Origin of the sequence: Pseudoalteromonas rubra (genome assembly GCF_005887095.1) — a bacterium.
Lineage (GTDB): Bacteria > Pseudomonadota > Gammaproteobacteria > Enterobacterales > Alteromonadaceae > Pseudoalteromonas > Pseudoalteromonas rubra_E.
In genome coordinates this window covers 27819-46636 of the sequence record NZ_PNCI01000054.1, presented here as the reverse complement: position 1 = coordinate 46636, position 18818 = coordinate 27819, and the positions used below count along the sequence as shown (strand labels likewise).

Annotated in this window: 16 protein-coding genes; 3 read left to right on the top strand and 13 right to left on the bottom strand. The window is 49.1% G+C overall.

The genetic code is table 11. The features are described 5' to 3' along the window. The coding region (locus CWB99_RS24200) for a hypothetical protein (RefSeq protein ID WP_171045406.1) at nt 1-840 on the top strand (840 nt) is incomplete at its 5' end. Nucleotides 841-1458: 618 nt separating this feature from the next. Then, entirely contained in the window at nt 1459-3633 is a 2175-nt protein-coding gene (locus CWB99_RS19810) for a phosphatidylinositol-specific phospholipase C domain-containing protein (RefSeq protein ID WP_138553176.1), read from the top strand. A gap of 63 nt (nt 3634-3696) precedes the next feature. Here CWB99_RS19810 and CWB99_RS19805 read toward each other — a convergent pair whose 3' ends face one another. From CWB99_RS19805 to CWB99_RS19795, 3 genes are all read right to left on the bottom strand, one after another. Continuing rightward, the gene (locus tag CWB99_RS19805; protein WP_138553175.1) at nt 3697-4746 is read right to left on the bottom strand and encodes a Kelch repeat-containing protein; all 1050 of its coding nucleotides are present in this window, start codon (nt 4744-4746) and stop codon (nt 3697-3699) included. 131 nt (nt 4747-4877) lie between these two features. Beyond that, nucleotides 4878-5924 (bottom strand): methionine synthase, encoded by a 1047-nt coding sequence (locus CWB99_RS19800; protein WP_138553174.1) that lies wholly within the window; start codon nt 5922-5924, stop codon nt 4878-4880. Between the two features lie 29 nt (nt 5925-5953). Further along, on the bottom strand, nt 5954-6928 hold the full coding sequence (locus CWB99_RS19795; RefSeq protein ID WP_138553173.1) for a DUF1852 domain-containing protein: 975 nt from the start codon (nt 6926-6928) through the stop codon (nt 5954-5956). 435 nt (nt 6929-7363) lie between these two features. Here CWB99_RS19795 and CWB99_RS19790 point away from each other — a divergent pair, with 435 nt between their 5' ends. Further along, the gene (locus tag CWB99_RS19790; RefSeq protein WP_138553172.1) at nt 7364-8173 is read left to right on the top strand and encodes a sulfite exporter TauE/SafE family protein; all 810 of its coding nucleotides are present in this window, start codon (nt 7364-7366) and stop codon (nt 8171-8173) included. 92 nt (nt 8174-8265) lie between these two features. Here the strand turns inward: CWB99_RS19790 and CWB99_RS19785 are convergent, their stop codons facing one another. The 10 genes from CWB99_RS19785 to CWB99_RS19735 all read right to left on the bottom strand — a co-directional run bounded on the left by CWB99_RS19785 (nt 8266) and on the right by CWB99_RS19735 (nt 18812). Then, nucleotides 8266-8460, bottom strand: a complete 195-nt coding sequence (locus CWB99_RS19785; RefSeq protein ID WP_138553171.1) for a hypothetical protein — start codon at nt 8458-8460, stop codon at nt 8266-8268. A gap of 279 nt (nt 8461-8739) precedes the next feature. Beyond that, nucleotides 8740-9252: a hypothetical protein gene (locus CWB99_RS19780; protein WP_138553170.1), complete on the bottom strand. Its 513-nt coding sequence runs from the start codon at nt 9250-9252 to the stop codon at nt 8740-8742. Between the two features lie 18 nt (nt 9253-9270). Next, nucleotides 9271-10362, bottom strand: a complete 1092-nt coding sequence (locus CWB99_RS19775; protein ID WP_249332008.1) for a YHYH protein — start codon at nt 10360-10362, stop codon at nt 9271-9273. Between the two features lie 173 nt (nt 10363-10535). Further along, on the bottom strand, nt 10536-11012 hold the full coding sequence (locus CWB99_RS19770; protein ID WP_138553169.1) for a GNAT family N-acetyltransferase: 477 nt from the start codon (nt 11010-11012) through the stop codon (nt 10536-10538). A 472-nt stretch (nt 11013-11484) separates the two neighbouring features. Then, a complete protein-coding gene (locus tag CWB99_RS19760; protein ID WP_138553168.1) occupies nt 11485-12249 on the bottom strand; it encodes a DUF429 domain-containing protein in 765 nt (254 codons plus the stop codon). A 48-nt stretch (nt 12250-12297) separates the two neighbouring features. Then, nucleotides 12298-12804, bottom strand: coding sequence for a YfiR family protein (locus tag CWB99_RS19755; RefSeq protein ID WP_171045405.1), 507 nt, complete (start codon nt 12802-12804; stop codon nt 12298-12300). Then, nucleotides 12797-14776 (bottom strand): TonB-dependent receptor plug domain-containing protein, encoded by a 1980-nt coding sequence (locus CWB99_RS19750; protein WP_138553166.1) that lies wholly within the window; start codon nt 14774-14776, stop codon nt 12797-12799. The genes CWB99_RS19755 and CWB99_RS19750 overlap by 8 nt, the downstream gene beginning before the upstream one ends. After that, nucleotides 14773-16050, bottom strand: coding sequence for a sensor domain-containing diguanylate cyclase (locus CWB99_RS19745; protein WP_138553165.1), 1278 nt, complete (start codon nt 16048-16050; stop codon nt 14773-14775). Before CWB99_RS19745 ends, CWB99_RS19750 begins: the two co-directional genes overlap by 4 nt. A gap of 181 nt (nt 16051-16231) precedes the next feature. Next, nucleotides 16232-16717: a TlpA family protein disulfide reductase gene (locus CWB99_RS19740; RefSeq protein ID WP_138553164.1), complete on the bottom strand. Its 486-nt coding sequence runs from the start codon at nt 16715-16717 to the stop codon at nt 16232-16234. After that, the gene (locus CWB99_RS19735) at nt 16707-18812 is read right to left on the bottom strand and encodes a TonB-dependent receptor plug domain-containing protein (protein ID WP_138553163.1); all 2106 of its coding nucleotides are present in this window, start codon (nt 18810-18812) and stop codon (nt 16707-16709) included. The genes CWB99_RS19740 and CWB99_RS19735 overlap by 11 nt, the downstream gene beginning before the upstream one ends. Nucleotides 18813-18818 lie beyond the last annotated feature (6 nt).

Genomic DNA, 18818 nt, shown 5'->3' with positions numbered 1-18818 from the left:
TCCAGCAACTGGCACCATGACACATCTGTGCATGCTGCAGATTTTTACCAAAACGGCGTTGCCCAGTTATTGCTACCGACAACGGAATTATATTCCACAAGCCTGGCTGTGATGGACATCAAAACTGAAACAGTATCCTACCAGCTAAATATCGATTCAGACGCAACGCTGAAGCGCGTTACAGGCGCAGATGCTAATGGCGATAACATCCCGGATGCCATTTATAGTACTTCTCGTGGCGTGGAGTTTGTTGATGTGTACAACGAGGCATTGATTGCAAGTTACAACACATCATCATACAACCTGTCTGACTTTAGCGCACATTATGGTGAAGCGCTTAATCTGGCAGTCGCTGAGGATACGCTCAAACTGCTTAAATCAAATGGTAACAACTTTGTACAGCTAAGCTCCGTCGATCAAAGTTGCAACCGTATTGCATTTTTTAACTATGACCAGGACCCTGAGCAAGAGCTGCTGTGCCTGCAAGTGTCTGAACACCATTATCAAGTGCATACTGCAACGATCTACATATATGAGATTGTTAACAATGTTCTGCAGCAGGTTCATCAACAGAGTCTCAATGAGCAGGTCAAAGATATTGTGGTATCTCCAACTCGGACAGCCTCACAAGAGCTCATCCTCGTCATACAAAACGGCAAAGATTGGGATTCTGAAGTATCATCACAGCTCATCTACACTGACTTCAGAGGCTACCCTCTGTGGTCTAGTCCGGTGTTCCCTGGTGCAGTTTCAGGCAATGCAATTAAAGTCAGACAAGACAGCAAAGGGAAATTGAACCTGCTAATGTCTACATCAGAGGCCATGTACCAGATACACTAGCCTGTTTACGGTGCCTCCGGTTCCCCGGAGGCACCGTCTCAAGCAAGTATCACGCACCAATGCAGCGGTCTTCAAAGAACAATGAGCCGGTCTTGTAGTCCAGTCTGGACCTTACTAAGCTTTCCATCTGTAAACCCAATAAGAACCAGCCAACTATTCTACGAGTGAGTATTGCGCTGTGCGTTGGTAGCTCCCGGCTCGCACGCGTCCGGGATGACGGCGGGGTTTGAACAGGACACAATGATGCTATGCGTCGGTAGATCCCGGCTTGCACGCGCCTTGGATGAGGGTGGGGTCGCTTGAATTCGGCGTGAACAGGTAAATACTGAGCAGCTTATTAGTAATTTCCCCATTCTCAAGCCTTCATTTCTACTACAGTTTTTTAAATACATTCCGTTTACTTTTTCCATCAAACCACCTGCGCGCAAAGACTCGGTCTTTTTCTAACCATTACAAGAAGCTATCTACACTCAAATCAAGCGAAATTAGAGCTAAAACTCTCATCTTCACACTTTTTGCACTTTTGAAGCCTATATTTGCCGCGGTTGCTCGTACGGAGTGCCTAAACGGCACTCTGATTAAGGACCAGCTTCACACTAAAAGGAGAGGATTTTGACTATGAAACCACACAAAACACTGGCGTTGCTGCTGGCAGGTGCAGTCGCGGCATCTGGCGTATCGTTTGCGGTACATGCTGCAATAGATACCGACGATGAGAAAGTGACACGACTGGACCTGCAAGGGCAGATAGATAACTTTGCGCCCTTTTCTAAAACCCTGTGGGCCGGGGCGCACAATGCCTATGCCTCACATGCCTGGAGCAAAGGTACTTATACCGATGTGAATCAGTACTATTCCCCCAAAAGTCTGCTAAAACGCGGCATACGGGTGATGGAATTTGATATTTACCCGGAAGGTACCTTTGATTCTACCCCTATGCTGTGCCACAACTCGCTGGAAAATAAAGCCATTTGTTCAAGCTTTCATGCAAAGCTGTCGGAAGGGTTAGACGATATTAAAGACTTTTTGAAAGACAACCCGGACGAAGTGGTGTTACTGAAAATCGAATCGTACAAGCATAACGACCATAAAAACTGGCACAACAAAATTGGCGAACGCCTGGAAAAAGACATCGGCGATTATTTGCTGATGCCCTCTGACTGGGGCTATGCCGATAAAAGCTGTGCCTCTTTGCCGGTGTCGCACCTCACCAAACGCGACATTCTGGCGGCGGGTAAGCAGCTGGTTGCCGTGGTGCAAACACCCAGGGATCACAGCAACCTGTGCTCTTATCACAGCAGCGGCAGTTATTCTAAATTCTGGAATACCGTGTTTATCGGTGTCGATGCCTTCGACGCCAGTGGCAAGCTGCAAAGCAATCAACCATTTTGCCAGAACGGCAGCAATGAGTGTGTGAACGGCGATCAGACCGCACATTATCTTGCCAACAATATGACAGTGATCATTGATGGCGCAACGCAGCTTAACCCTGACGGCCCCAGTTCAAGTAAGACTGGCAGCAATGTGATCAGTAAGTGGGCCAACAAAGGCGCGCAAATTCTTGAGCTGGCGCTGGTCGAGGCCAATAACACCAGCGCAGCCAGCGGCTATGGTGCCAATGAAGTCCAGATTGAAGACTTTATCTGGTCGTGGAAATCGAACCGACCCAATGGTTCGGGCGACTGTGCCAGCCTGGAAAGTGATGCCGCTATTGTCGATAAAGCCTGCTCTACCTATCAGTACCACGCTTGTGTGGATGACAACCGTAACTGGAAGCTGACCACCAGCAAGGGCAGCTGGGAAATGGGTTTTGCGAACTGTCAGAGCCTGGGTGGCAGCTATACCTTTGCGATGCCATTCAATGCCTATGAGCATGTGCAACTACAAAACACCATAGGTGCCAGTGCAGAGCACCATTGGGTGAACTATTACAAGGCGTTCGATGATTTCTGGCTCTCTAACGCAGCTGAGCATATCGACTGGCAGTATGTGAAAAACAACGCGGTGGGTTCGACCAGTAAAGGCGATGGGTTTAACGATATTGCCTTGTTAAAACGTAAAGCCCTGGTGGGCGGCACCTTCAATCTCAGCTCAGTGCGGGTGCGCTCAAACAACCGGGTGGATGGCTTTCAGGCCTGTTACGAAACCAAACAGAGCCTGTCTCATGCCAGTGTTGGCACATCAGAAATGTGCGTTACCTACGGCGGCAGCGGCGGTAGCTGGGGTGATAAACTGACCTTTGATAGCAGCAAGGGCGAGCACCTAAAAGGCCTGCAGATCTGTAAAGACGATGGCAAATATGGCTATGATACGGTGTATTATCTGAAGCTGACTTCCAGCAATGGCAGTTCAATCAAAGGTGGTACTTCGTCTGGCAGTTGTACAACCTACTCGGCCAGCGCCAGCCAGCAACTGTTTGCCTTTCATGGCACCGATAATAAAGAACTTAACTCACTGGGCGTTTATCGCATTGCCAGTTCACAGGTTAACGGCGGGCTCTATGCCACCGGCTGGCTTGACCGCGATGATCCGGCCAGCGGTGATAATGAGTTATTCAGTTCCCACCAGTCAGTGGGTAACATCGGCGCCAGTTGCAGCACCAGCGATGTTGCGGGAGTGATTGCACGGGTCAAAGGCAGCAAGCTGGACTCAAGCCTGACCGGACAAAACCTGGTTAACAACAGCTCAGGCTTTGCCTGCTGGAACTCCAGCAATGGCGGAAGCAGCAGTTACACCACCTGTGAGGACTACGAAGTAAGATACTTCTTCACCAAGGCCAGTTGTTTACCTTAACCGGTTTACCTTTATTGGTTTAACATGCCACCTTCAAAAAAAGCGCCCCTGGGCGCTTTTTTGTTATTCACTTGCTTGTATCGACAACGTCATGGTCGACGACAAGGTTTCCTGCGGCCCCACTTTGGCAGCGCCTCCAATAATATGGACCTGCTCGTTAAACGAGACTGAGCCATGACCATGGCGCGGTTGCGGCAAGTTGGGCAGTGCCTGCCACAGATCCGTTTGCGGATCGTATGCCCAAACGTCATCGAGGGCTTTGCCTGCCTGCCAGTCCCCATTGGGGCCAAACACCTCGCCACCCGACACTATAATTTTACCATCCAGCACACTGGCCGACAGCCCGGCCGATGCAACAGGTAAAGGTGCAATCGGTGACCAGCTATCCGTTTTGGTGTTATAAACTTCGCCGTGGCTGAGGTTTACGCCCTCTTTGCCGCTGGTGCGTCCGCCAATCACGTAAATTTTATGACCAATCACCGCGCTGGCAGCGGAATTGCGCGCCACAGTTGCAGACTTGACCTTACGCCAGTAGGCGTTGTTAACCAGCACATAGTGTGCGTCGGTATCTATATTTTTACCGCTGTCCCGGCTGGGCGTTTTACCGCCAATCACATGAATGTTTTTGCCGACACTGGCATACACAGATTCAGCAAGCGGCATAGGTAAAGACGGCGCGTTACGCCAGGCCTGCATATTGCCATCGAGTCTGAATACCGAGCGCTGAATTTGCCAGGCATCATCCTTAGCCCCCGTAAAACCACCAATGGCATACAGAAAATGCTGGTTAGCAACCATGCCCAGATGATGTCGGGCAGCGGGCAAAGCAGGCGCTTTGGTCCATCGCGCGTGAGCCGGGTGAAGTAAAAACACGTCAGTGGTGGGACCTAAGTCAGAAAACGAGGGGAGATCGGAGGGCGTAAAACCGCCCCCCACGAAAATACGCTTGTTAAAAACAGCAGGATACACTTCCTGCAGCGCAATGGGTAAGTCGGGCCCAGCCGACCAGCTAAATGACGTCCGAGGCTCAACGTTTTGCTCTGCCCCAAGCGATCCCGATAGCAACATTGCTGTTATTACCATAAAGACCCGATTTGCAGAGAATAGGCGCATTCTGACTCCTTAAAATTTAATCAAACTATGATACGGTACTGCCAGGGCGCAAGATCAGTGCGCGCGTCATCCTATACAGTTACCGTAAAACATAAGCAACATCAAATAAAAGAGCCAGCATGCGAGCCTGGTTAGGCATCAGACAGTGGTGTACTGAGGATTTCCTTACGCACAATTTCAGCACCGGCACTGAGGGCATTTAATTTGCCCCGAGCCACTTCCCGTGCAAGCGGTGCCATGCCACAATTAGTGCAGGGATAAAGCTTATCGGCATCCACATATCTGAGCGCTTCTCTGAGTGTTGCTGCGACTTCTTCTGGCGTTTCTATGGTATCCGTCGCCACATCAATGGCACCGACCATGACCTTTTTGCCGCGCACCAGGGATAATAACTCAACCGGTACCCGCGAGTTATGGCACTCCAGCGAGATAATATCTATGTTCGACTTTTGCAGCTTAGGCAACACTTCCTCGTACTGACGCCACTGCGAACCCAAGGTTTTTTTCCAGTCGGTGTTGGCTTTAATGCCGTAGCCATAGCAAATGTGTACGGCCGTTTCGCACTTCAGCCCTTCAATGGCACGCTCCAGGCAGGCTATGCCCCATTCATTCACCTCATCAAAGAACACATTAAACGCCGGCTCATCAAACTGAATGATGTCGACACCAGCCGCTTCCAGTTCTTTGGCCTCCTGATTCAGTACCTTGGCGAATTCCCAGGCCAGCTTTTCACGGCTCTTATAATGATCATCGTACAAGGTATCTACCATGGTCATCGGACCGGGCAGCGCCCACTTTATTGGTTGCCTGGTTTGCTGACGCAAAAACTTCGCGTCTGCAACAAAGACCGGCTTCTGGCGGCTAATAGGACCAACCACGGTCGGTACACTGGCATCGTAGCGGTCACGAATTTTAACCGTTTTACGGTTTTCAAAATCCACGCCGTCGAGGTGTTCAATAAAGGTGGTCACAAAATGCTGACGGGTTTGCTCGCCATCGCTGACAATATCAACCCCTGCCAGCTGCTGCTCCTGCAACGACACACGCAGTGCATCTTGTTTGCCGTCAACGAGTGCCTGTCCTTCGAGCTTCCATGGCGACCAGAGTACCTCAGGTTGTGCCAGCCAGGCAGGTTTAGGCAAGCTGCCTGCAGTGGAGGTAGGTAAAAGTGTTTTCATAATTTCTGCCGCTTCTATCTCGTTAACTATCAGGCGTAATTCGCCGACCACTGCTCAAGTACATTCTGGTAAGGTTTAATAAAGTGCTCATGGGCAAATTTACCCTGCTCCACCGCCAGCCTGCTACGCTCCTCACGGTCGTACACAATTTGCGTCAGTGAGTGATCCTGGTTTTTTAGGTTTGGCTGGTAACGTCTGCCTGCCACTGCATTGGCGTTATAAATCTCCGGGCGATAGATTTTCTGGAACGTTTCCATCGTGCTGATGGTGCTGATCAACTCCAGGTTGGTGTAGTCATTCAGCAAGTCACCGAAGAAATAAAACGCCAACGGGGCAACACTGTTTGGCGGCATAAAGTAGCGCACCTGCAAACCCATTTTCTTAAAGTACTGCTCTGTCAATGACGACTCATTTGGCTCATATTCAAAACCCAGTACCGGATGCTGGTTTTCGGTTCTGACATAGGTTTTGCTGTCCGACACACTCAGGCAGATCACCGGTCGCTTTTTAAAGTTCTGTTTATAGGCACTGGAGTTCACAAAGTGTTTAAACAGTTTGCCGTGTAATTCCCCAAAGCCTTCGGGAATACTGAACTGCGGTTTACCTTTATTGTGATCGAGTAGCACCACACTGAAGTCGTAATCGCGAACATAAGATGAAAAGTTGTTACCGACTATGCCTTCGGTGCGCTCACCGGTTTTGTGGTCAATAATATTGGTTTTCAGTACTTCGATTGAAGGAAAAGCTTCGCCGCTGCCCGCAATGTCGATGTCTACCGAGATGATCTCCAGCTCAATGGCATATCTGTCGCCATTTGGGTTGTCCCAGCTCGCCAGCGCATTAAAACGGTTATCGATCATCTTTAATGCATTACGCAGGTTCGCCTGACGACTTTCCCCTCTGGCCAGGTTGGCAAAGTTGGTTGTGATCCGTGTATTGTCTGACGGATGATAGTGCTCATCAAAAATGAGGCTTTTGACTGTAAAAGTAAACTCGTTGTTCATGGCGTTCTGGTATCCAATTTTCTTTATTTAACCCAAATGTACAGTGCTCTTCTTGGTGCAGCGCTTGCGCTTAGCCATAATCAAGTAGGTCCGGCGTTGAGAGCACATACATTGTTACCCGGGCAAGCACTTGAAGAAAAACGGTTTAATTTCACCTAAAACTTGAGCTGTGCTCATGCTTGTTACTCAGCTGCGTTTTTTCGTCGGCCAGCCACAAGAAAAGGGTCGGAAAAACACCTAGAAATTTAAACATCTGGATGGCTAGATGTTTAAGTTGAATTTCCTTCAACTAAAACGTGAGGAATATTCAAAGCTTATCTGAAAAGCCTGCGCCCTTATCTTGGTATACTCCTGTGGAACTTGGCGAATCGGTTGTCTGCAAGGCAATCCCCTCGTCATCTGTCTAAATCCGAATAATAAAATGAGACAAACACAATGAGTGACTTGTTGTTATTGATAATATGCTGCGCCGTGCTGGGCAGCGGTGTGGGCTTTCTGGCCGGGCTCCTTGGTATTGGCGGCGGGCTGGTGATTGTTCCGGTGCTAAGCAGTATCTTGTTGTACTTTGCGGTGTTGCCTCCTGAGCAGGTGATTATCGCCGCCATTGCCACCTCTTTGGCCTCTATTTTGTTTACTTCGACTTCCTCTGCTATCGCCCACCACAAAAATGGCAATGTGCCCTGGGAACTGGCTCCCTGGATCATGACGGGGGTGGCACTGGGCGCGCTGATCAGCGGCTTTTTAGCGGCCATGCTGCCCGAGCAAATTGTACGCTGGGTGTTTGCCATCAGCGTGATCCTGATTGCACTGAAGATGTTTTTTGGCAATAACAAACCCGCGTCTGACGAGCGCACTATGCCCAATAAAGGGGTGTTAACGGGGTTTACAACCTTAACTGGCGGGCTCTCAGCCATGATTGGCATCGGAGGCGGCGCACTGCTGGTGCCACTGCTGACGTTTTTCTCAATTGATATGAAAAAAGCCATTGGCTGCGCCTCAGCCTGTGGCATTGTGATTGCCCTGTTTGGCTCTGTTGGTTACGTCACGTCGGGCAGTGCTCAATTTGCCTTAGCAGATGGGTTTGCCGGGTTTGTCTACCTGCCAGCACTACTGGGAATTGTCTGTACGTCCTGGTTTACTGCACCGCTGGGTGCCAAAGCGACTCACCATTTACCCGTACCCACCATCAAGAAAATTTTTGCTGGGTTACTGGTGGTGGTTGCAGCCAATATGACACTCGCTTAACTCGGTGTTAGTTCGCCTTAACCGGTATTGCCCAGTTCACACTCAGCACAAAAACGAGTTGCAGCGCCAAACGCGCAGCAACTCAAATACATTTAACATATGAATGTCGTTTCGCAAGCCGTCGGATAATATGAAGGGCAGTCGTTGGCAAGACTTGGAAAAGTAGGATTGATAGTTACCAGATTTAGGTCTCGTCCACCTGCCACATTGGGTGTGTCTTCAAGTGCCAAAGTCGCCTGGGTGTTGCTCAAGTTTTTAATCTGTTTTTTCTTAAATGTCAGTTTCATAGTCATTCCTTGTGTTGATAAGTAAGTCTCATTAATTATCTTAACTTAATTTAAATTGTTTGCAATAAAGGAACACACTTACAACTCCGCCTCCGTTCAGAGCGAGCGATTGAGTGGTATCCGCTGTGGCGCCTTTATATAACCGGCTTCACTCAGTTGCAGCCTGAATGCTAACAGGGCATTTTTACCGTCCGGATAATCCTCAAAAAAGAAACAGGGGCTGTACGAGCAACCTGGCATTCGCCTACAGCTCATGCTCCTCAGTCACCCCGCTGTCATTCAGAACACTTTTGCTGCCTGCTGTTTTGCGGTTAAGGTAAAACGCTGTGATAAACCAAGGCGTTTGTATTTGGCCCGCATAGCTAGTTGCTTGTCATTACCTTTGCCGTAAAATCCGTTGTGAAATCGCAGCCCTTGCTTATGGTCAACGCCGACAAACTTGCCCATCACCACAATCTGATCTACCTCGGTCTGGTCGCCGTGATGAGCGGTCTGCGGTGAGAGGATCAGCCCTTCAATCTTCTGTGTGGTCTCGCCCTGAGTCATAAAGACTTGCTGCTGAATTGCGTTGAATATATCCCTGTGCGCTCCTTTAAATTCATGAACTGACAAATGCCCATCGTTATCAGCATCCGCATCTGGAAAACTCGTCGGGTCGATGGCCACCACCAGGTAAGCACCCGACTCGTCAAAATTCAGGGTGCCCTGCTCGGCCACCATTAAGTGAGCATGGGCTGCGCAGCTTAGTGAAAGGCTGGCAACCAGCAATAATTCTGTGATGAAATTTCGCATGTTTAGATCTCCCAGTGACTATAACTGACCTTTTACACAGCGCTGAAAATACGGATAGGTGTCGGTGGCATAGTAATGGTAAATGCCTTGAGGGAACTCAGGAGTGACGCCATAGCGGCCATTACATTCGTCCAGGTCGCCACTGCCCGCCACATACTCCCAATCCTGGGCAAAGGTCCCCAGTGCATACACAGACGTTGAGGGGCGGTTGCTGCTGATGTCCTCCACCAGCTGATAACTCCCCGTCATCGCCTTTAACGACGAGGTTGCGTCTTGTGCATCGCTGTAACCATAACGGGCGTAAATAGGGAAGCCGTCTGCGGCCCAGCCAATCAAGGTCATGCTGGTATTGTCACCACCACGCAGGGCAATAAAGCCTTCCGGCATACCATGGTAATGATAAGCGCCATTGGGCTGTACATGGGCATTGTTATCGTCAGTACCAAAGTCAAAGCTGGTCTGGCCAAGCGCTTCGATATGCCAGTTTCCGGTGTTGCCGACCAAACTACAGCTGTTGCCGGAATCATCGCACGAGCCTGCCGTATTGGCGTCTATTTTAACGCCATTCAATACGTACCCCGTTGCGCCTCTTGGCCCGCCGAGCGTTGAAACCGTATCCGTTTGTTCGGGCGTCAGGGTGTAACTAACAGAAACCGCAGTCTCGCTGATGGTGTTCGGGTTTCCCGGGTTAGGAAAAGTGCCCGTTTCATGGTCTGGAATGCCGTTGGCTGTGAGTTGTCGGGAGGTGCCTGTGCAGCTCCAGTCGGCATTGCTGGTCATTTGTACCGAGGCGGAATCATTGAACTCGCTGTAGAAGTAATCACACAGCACGCCGTCGGTCGAGCCGGATGTCACTGCGGTACCATTGTCGGTTTCGAGTCCTGTTTCTGAGCCCTCAGAGCCTGAGTCGCCAGTTCCTGATCCGTTGTCGGATCCCACAGTGCCCGAGTTATCAGCCTGCGTTGCAGAACCTGAACTCGTGCTACTGACATCTGTGGTTACAGAGTCATTCTGAGTACTACCCTCACCACCCGATCCGGACCCACACGCGGACAACATAAACATCGACATCCACAACGCCAAAACAGACTTTTTATGCAATGTAACCATATCTGATACTCCCACAGAGCTAACCACCTGGTAGCCTGTCGGCTACCTCTGGTTTTCACTATAGGAGTGGACTGTGCAAATACGGCGCAAAAAAAGTGCAAATAGTGTGCAAGTTGCAGACTCTTCACTGGGGATGAGCGCCCTGAGATTAGACTGCTCGACCAACAACAGGGCTAACCTTTCGGGCTTTGGAGTGACTTTTCCATAAAGAACAAGGGCTGCCCATTGTGCTCCCCCTGTTTAAACTGCCTGTAACCAAGCTTCTGATAAATATGAATACCGCGGGTATTTTCGGCAAAGACATCAAGCCAGATACGCTTGCACCCCAGCTCATCGACGCAGTATTTTTCCATTTTGATGATAGCGCGCTGACCAATACCGCGGCCTTTAACGCCGACCACAATTCTGCGAAATTCCACACAGGTTTTACCATCGCGTGCCAGAATGATAAAACCGACTAACGACTGACTGTCGTAGATAGACAAATACACTATGTGTGGCAGCGCCATCGCAGCGCGGTGTTGCTCTGCACTGTTTGGCAGAATAAAACCAGATGTATCAGCCGCCCCTTCCATTTCAACAATTCGCGCTATGTCTGATGGGTTTGATTTTTTTAGTTCAATAGTGCGTGGGTCAGTAGTAGGGTCCATATTGAACTTCCTGTATCTGATATCTTTTGGTTTCAAAATCAAAGAATAAACAATTATGCACCTTACTAAAAGCGGATGGCTGCGTGATAACTCTGTCTTTATGGATAACCAATAGTCATTGAGAGCAAAAGCAGTAACGATGCATTCCAGTGTAAGAAAATATGAGTGCCGGGCCTGTATATCTTAAGTTGTCTGGCTCTACAATCACTAATATGCGATGACCCCAAGGACCGACATAGCAACGTCAAGGGTCCGTCCATCATATCGGATGTGATTAAGCCTTTATCATGACAACAGCTGGCAGGCAAAGCCATGTAAGTAATCGACCAATAAACACGGCCATTGGAGTTTAAAATTGCCAGAAGTGAGATAGTGCCGCAAGACTTAGTTCAAACTACTTACGTACGACAGGCATAACCGTTATTTTTATCAGTACTGTCCATGAAGTGGCGCGCCTCAGCGGTTAATTATCTCAAGGTTGCGCATACTTTTCCTGACTGGGTGGCGACCACGAAATACACTGAACTTGCGGCACCCAGATATAGCCTTGCTGGTCGCAACCATAGGTTATTCCGGACACTTTAGTCTGGTACAGCCCGGCAATGTATAAACAGAAAATGGCATCCAGTGCGTCTTCATTGCTTTTAAGGGCTTGCCCGCTCAATGATTCTATGTAGTCCTCAGACAAAATACGCGAGAACGACTCTGGCACCTCAAGCGCTAAAACCGGTGAAGACGCTAATTGCGCAATTAAGCTGGCCAGCGCCCTTTGACCTGCCTTGCGCGTGGCCACATCGCCCTTTTTATAAAGGAGCCTCTCCGGTAATTCAAAGCACTCGATCATGGCAGGGTGCGGATAACACTCAATTTGCCATTGTGCCAATGCCAGATGCCCAAACCCCTTGTCCTGTAGGGCCAACGAGAGGCCGACACTGGCAGCGGCGGGATATAAGGTGGTGTTTGAGGTATGGCAAGACGCTTTGCGCGACCCATAGTCTCTGCTGAGCTGCTTTTCACATTCCCGCTGGCCCGTTTGATTTTCGATGATTAGCGGGGCATCAATGGCAATGCCAGTGAGCAATGGCTGATTTGAGATAAAAGCCAAAATATCGCTAAGCCCAAATAAAGCGGGCTCCAGCTCCTCCAGTGACAAAACACCGTTGTCCAGACGACCCACCGCGGCTGCAGAAGGGTTCTTTTCGCTATGCCAGGCCAGATCCAGTCCCATCAATCTCATAAAACTCTCCTTAACGTTTTCCCTATTTTTACGCTGGGCTTGTTTGTCTCACCGTACCTCAGTAGCCAGTTTAAGTAAATGTGCGCTAAAGTTCAGGCCTCGACGCTTTGCATCAGTCAGATTAACCCGAAAACTGAGGTTATTGGCGTCGGCTATCAGACCTATCATGGCGCCCTGACGAAACCCCTCACTGGTATCCGACACCACCAGCACAGGAGACTGCTCCAGATCCTCGAGCCAGTACTGAGTTTGCTGCCGGTTTTGCTGGCTCAGAAACAGAATGTCGCAGCGTGATATTTGTTCGTTGTTTGGTAATTCGATTACTTCAGTGTCATCATCCATATCCTGCGCATGCAGCAGTGAAGTAACCGCCTGATACAGCTCCGGGTTGCCCACAACACAAAAGCGCAATTTATCGGGTGGTGGCGGAGGCCACTTGCTGAACTGACTGAAACGATATAAAAACGCCGCTTTGAGCTCATTTTCGCTCAGGCTTTGCGCTTTCCCCTCGCCAGCAAATAACAATAAACACAGCGCAACCAGATGTTTAATCATTATTCCAGCTCCAGTTAACCGACAAATGCACTTGCCGGCGGCGCTGCAAATAAGGAGTAAAACCATCATCGGTGATTTCGAGTATGTCTTTATCTGTGATATTTCTGACTCCCAAAGCGACAAACAGATCCGGGTTATTTTGCCAGTTTAAGCTAATGTCATGGCTAACATACCCAGGTAAATGGCTATCAAAGGTTCTCCTTTTGCTGACACCATAAGTGTTGAGGCTCAGTGTAAGATCAGAGTTGCCAAGGGGCATGCTAAAACGCATTTTGCCAATAAATTCAGGTGAGTTCGCTATACCAAACCCGCCTTGCAATCTGGAGCGTTGAATGGCTAAATTGGTAATCAAAGACATCCCCCTCGACCAGCGTTTATCCATCCCGAACTCGAATCCATGACTCCTGATTGGCGGCGGATTAAAGTAAATTGGCCGAAAGAAGTCCTGGTGAATGAGGTTATTTATGTCGGCGTAGTAAAAAGTAGCAAAAGACGACAACGAGTCACTCCAGCGCTGCACAAGACTCAGCTCGTTGTAATCTATCGTTTCGTTTTGCGGGTTTGGTTCACTGAACACGCTGTTGGCGTTGCGTTCCAGAAAATTCGCCACTCTGAATGCCCGGCTGTGACGCAATAACAGATGATGACCTTCCAAAAAGCTGTATTTAAGGGTAAAACTGGGGGACCATCTGGCTGGGCTAAAATCAGAGTCATCGTGTCTTAAGGCCCACTGCAACTTAAATCTTGGCGTAATACGCCACAGATCCTGAAAATACAGGCCGTAGCGGCTTTCATTGCTTTTTTGTTCAAAGTTAAACTGAGACGGTAAACTGGAACGAGAGCTAAATTCCTGTCGGTGATCCTTCTGAAAATCAACACCTACCATCAGTTCATGATTTTCGACCCCTAAAAAGACCAACTGCCCGTCCAGATTGCTCCAGCGCCCGGAATTCATGGGCCTAACAAACTCCACTTCACCGCTTTGCAGTGTCAATGGCACGCTGCGTACCAGATCATTGCCATGGGTGGAGACATGAAAGTAGGCTTCCATATCATCTGAAATCTTGTCATCAAAGGTTAAAGCCAGAAAATAAGCTTCATTATCCAGCGTTTCAAGTTCAGGTGCCGCCTGCTCAGCGCCACCGCTAAATAACACACTAAAACCATCGGGAAAACTACGCTGACGCCTCGAAGCCGCAGCCTGCAGTTGCAAACTACCCGTTTGGTGGCTGAGCATAATTCTGCTGCTGCTCTCCTTGTTCAGATCTTGCCACACCAGCAACTCTGCTGGCGCGCCGGGCACAGGAAAGTCCTTTGATCTTAATCTGGAGCCACTGAGGGATAACCAGCTGTCGGCGCCTGAGTCAGAGCGCATTCCGACAGTTACCCGGCCATGCTGTGTGTCATCATTGGTCACAGACAAGGCGGTGTTCAGGCCTCGTAACTTACTACTGGTTTTAGTGACTATGTTAATCACACCCAAGAGCGCATTGTTCCCATACAAAGCCGCGGACGCACCCGGGCTGTATTCAACCCGTTCAATCAAACCTACATCGACAAAGTTTTCGTAACCCAACAGCCCTGCATCCAGCAGGTTTTCATTCATTCTGGTGCCATCAAGCAAAAACAAAAACCGTGAGTTAAAGTCGCCCGGCCGACCTATGCCTCGCGCGCCCAGATAAATAAACGAGCTGTTATCCCGCGTAGTGATCCCTACAAACATGGTGAGTATGTCGGCAAGTGATTGCAGGTTAAATTGTCTGATGTCTTTATCCGTGATCACATGGGTCACGGCCATACTGTCGCTACTGGAACGTTCGATCCGCGACCCGGCAGATATTTGCGTATTACTGGGCAACTGATTGAGCTGCTGACTGAGCAAGTCTTCAAGATCCGGGAGTGGGTCATTTTTTGCCTGTACGCTGAGCGACAACACGCCCATGAGTCCGGCAATAAGATAACGCTGTTTCATACTGATGCCTGTTTGCTAAAGACCTTAAAGTTGTTCTTGCCCGCACGTTTTGCCGCGTACATGGCATCGTCGGCGCAATTTAACAAGTCCATAGGTGCGCTGGCATCCAGCGGAGTATAGGCAAGGCCAATACTGATACCAATTGGCATCACAGTATCCTTTATGACAATAGGCCGGTTAATAATGGTAACTATCCTTGCAGCCAGTTTTTCTGCGTTTTCTGTCGACTCTATGCTTGGCAGAAGCAATGCAAACTCGTCGCCCCCTAATCGACATAACAAATCATCACTGCGGATCATGGCACTGATCCGCTTACCAACTTCAATGAGGGTTTCGTCGCCGGCATCATGCCCATAGTTGTCATTGACGAATTTAAAGTTGTCTAAATCAATGAACATAAGACAACTGAGCGGTCTTGGCATGCATGCCTCGCAGGTAATCTCTTTGAGCATTTGATTTAACGCAACCCGATTAGGGAGGTTAGTGAGCGGGTCGGTTCGTACCATTTGTTTGAGTTGCTGACCCTGCGCCTGTTCCTGCTCTAATTGTTGGCGCAGTTCCGCCTGAGAAATATCGACACGTTTAAGCAGCTCATTAAAACTGCGGGTCAGAATGCCGATTTCATCGTCCCGGATCACGGTTGCCCGCAACTGAAAGTTATGCTCACTGGATACCCGCTGGGCCAGCTCTGACAGTGCTATCAGAGGTGTCAGGGCTTTGCGCTGTACACGCGATAGCAGAAAAGCCGACACCGTAAACAAGGCGGCAATCAGTAGCGCCAACATCAGCACCAGATGCAAATACCAGTACATCATACTGGTTAAATCGATCACCATAATGAGATCACCTTCGACTTTGCCTTTAATGGCAACCGGGTAATATAAGCGCATTCGCACGCCCTCGTACTCGCGCTGCGGCTCAGATCCTATTTGCTGGTATAGTGCAGAGGCAGGAACAAAACTGGGGTCGGCATATTCACTGAATACTTCACCGGAGGTTTTTCGCAAAGACACAAACAGTACATCCTTTTTGATCCCAACCAGTGTGAGCTCTTTGGTTGCGGTATCTACATCGTTGAATACCAGCATAGGCACCACATTGTGTGCCAGTTGAGCAAGATTAATTTCAGCGGCTTCGGCCTGGCGGTCTCGAACGACAAACCACAGCAAAATGGATGTCAGTGAGAACACCAACAGCATGCTACTTGCCATCACCGACAAATTTAGCTGGGTGAGTCTCTTTACCAGAGACATAGATGGTAACGGCTCGCGCAAGTGCCCCCCAATAAACCAGATGACTGTATTGTCTTAATAAATATAGAAGAGAGCTGTACAAAAAACAGTAAGTAGCAGGTAATTCACGAAGTTTATTGAGTTTATTGCAATATCAGTAGCATCAGTGGAGCAGTTCATTGCTCTCAGCAAATCGCGCACAGAGTGTCAGTGGCGTATCCGATTAAAGGCACTCTGTAACTTGATGTTCCTTCAGCAAGGCTGATAATGTGTCCTGGGAGCGGTAACCCTGGGTGTAAAAAATAAGCTCGCCATGCGCATTAAATATCAAAGTCATGGGCACGGGTGGCTTTTTCCCCAGAGACTGAGTGATTGCCGGGCTACTCAGAAAGGCCGGAAATGTATTGTGTTTACGTCGCAAAGCGCGCCGCAGGTCTTGTCGATTGCCATTGACCCCCATCATAATCGGCTGTACCCCGGCGCAGTGCTCAACCAGATTACTTAATGCCGTATGCTGCTTTTCACACCAGCGACAGTTTGGCATAAAAAAAGACATCACGACTGGCGTCCCACTAAAAGGGGTCAGCGTTTGCTGCTCACCATATACAGCGTCATCAAGACGCTGCATAGGTTGGGTATAAAAGTCAGTCGCCTGACTCTCAAACCCCAGGCAAGTGACCAGCAACATGGCTACCCATTTAAAACTCATAGGTGAGCCCAAGGTAAGCCTGCCTGCCTCTCAGTGGACCGTGAATATACACCACATCATAACCCCCTTCAGCATCGTACATCAGCGGGCTCCCCAAATCTTCAGCCTGGTTATAATCAAACAGATTGCTGGCACCAGCATAGAGGCTGAGCGCTTTGGAAAGAGGCTTTACCACTTTAACGTCAACCGTGACATAACTCTCAGCCGTGGTGGGTTTGGCAAACTCACCATTGGCATCGTTAAAACCTTCATAACCATATTCTGTCAGATCTCGACTCGCTACCCAGATAGCGCTGGTTATGATTTCCCAGTCATTAATATGCAAGTCAGTGCTAAGTGTCGCGCGCTTTTCAATGGGTGCGATGCCAAATGAGGCTTTAAAGGTTTTATCATAGTGATATTGCTCGGCAATGGCCGACACTGTCAGAGTGTCAGAGACCTGCCAGTTTGCAGAAATATCCGTTGCTGTCACAGCCGCGGTTTCTGTTAACTGAGTGAGCACCGGCGTGCCAGAATCGGTATGAGATAAAGTTGCCAGGTGATCCACTTTGGTATGAGCGGCTGACGCTGTCACAGTGAGCATTTCTGTTTCGTAACTGAGTGAGTAAGTTGCCGACTTAGAGCGCTCCGGCTCACTGACGTTTACCTGAAACCCTTTACCTGAATCCAGGATGCCATGATCACTTTCAAAGAAGGATAATGGCGCACGATAGCCCTGGCCCAATGACAGGCGTGAGGTAAAGGTTTCGTTGTGAAAATAACGCATATCAACTCTGGGCGAAAAGATGGTTTTATCGATTTCTATGCCGGGCTTTTGCGGGTCAACAAAGTCGGCCTGGATCTGATCTAAACGCAGCGCCGCTGACACTTCAAATGACTCATCAGGTAACCAGGTATCCTGAATATAGAGGCCGGTTGTATCGTAATCGAAGCTGTCGGATACATAATTTGCCGTGTTTTGCAGCGCAGCAGACGATGAGCGCATCTTCTCATCTCGTTTGTCCACCCCAAAGGTAAGCAGGTGCTCTGCATTCAAATCATAATTAAAACGTACCGAGTAATAGTACATAGTGTCTTCAGCATAGTAATCTGTGCTTTCGTAGAATGAGTCCTGAATATGATCCACATAAGCCAAACTCGATGTGACATTCAGGCGCGAAGAAATTTCATGTAACCAACTGATGCTGGCCTCTTCTCGCTCTGTTTTAACCCATTCTGCGGTTTCCCAGGCATTACCGATATAACGATTTCTCACATCATCGTTCACAAACAAGGCGTCAGCTTCTCCCTGGCTGACACTGGCCAAAGTGGCAGAAATACTGGTTGCGGTATCACCCAGAACCGGGCCGCCAAACACTTCTGACTGGGTTTGATTCAGACGTACACGGATATTGTCTGAATAACCAATATCATGAGAGACCATTAACGTCAGTGACTGGTTGGTCAGAGCCGGGTTTTCACTGACGCCGTTGCCATCGCCGTCAAACTGATCTTTATTATCATACTGACCAATCAGGGTTGCGCGGGTATTGCCGTCTGCACTAATGCCGCTGGCCAATGCCGAGATGAGCTTGTATCCACCTGTCCCCATCGCCATATCAAGCTCAATTTTATCTTCGGTAGGCTCAGCCGTTACCAGGTTAACTGTGCCTCCAATCGCCTCTGGTGCAGTCAGTGACGCGCCTGCTCCACGGGCAATCTCTATTCGACCAATTCCGGATGCCGCCACTGAGTCCATACCATAAAAACCGGAAATCATGGTGTGCATGGGGATGCCGTCAACCAGAACGTTCGTGTGTTCTCCTTTAAGGCCATTGATCATGATCCGCTTTGCGCCACACATAGCACACTCATTGGACACCCGAATGCCAATGGCATTTTGGATTGCATCAGCCAAACTGGAGGACTGGGTATTTTTTATATACTCGTTTGAAAGCAGCTCTGTTTTAGCGATATCGTCTTTTAATGCACCCGACTTGATCAGACGTGAGCGCACACCTTGTACCTCAATTTTTTCTACCGGCTTTTCCACCCCTGTTGCAGGCGCAGATGCAGCTGACGCAATAACCGTTAGCGTTGGCAATAGCAATGACATGTTTGT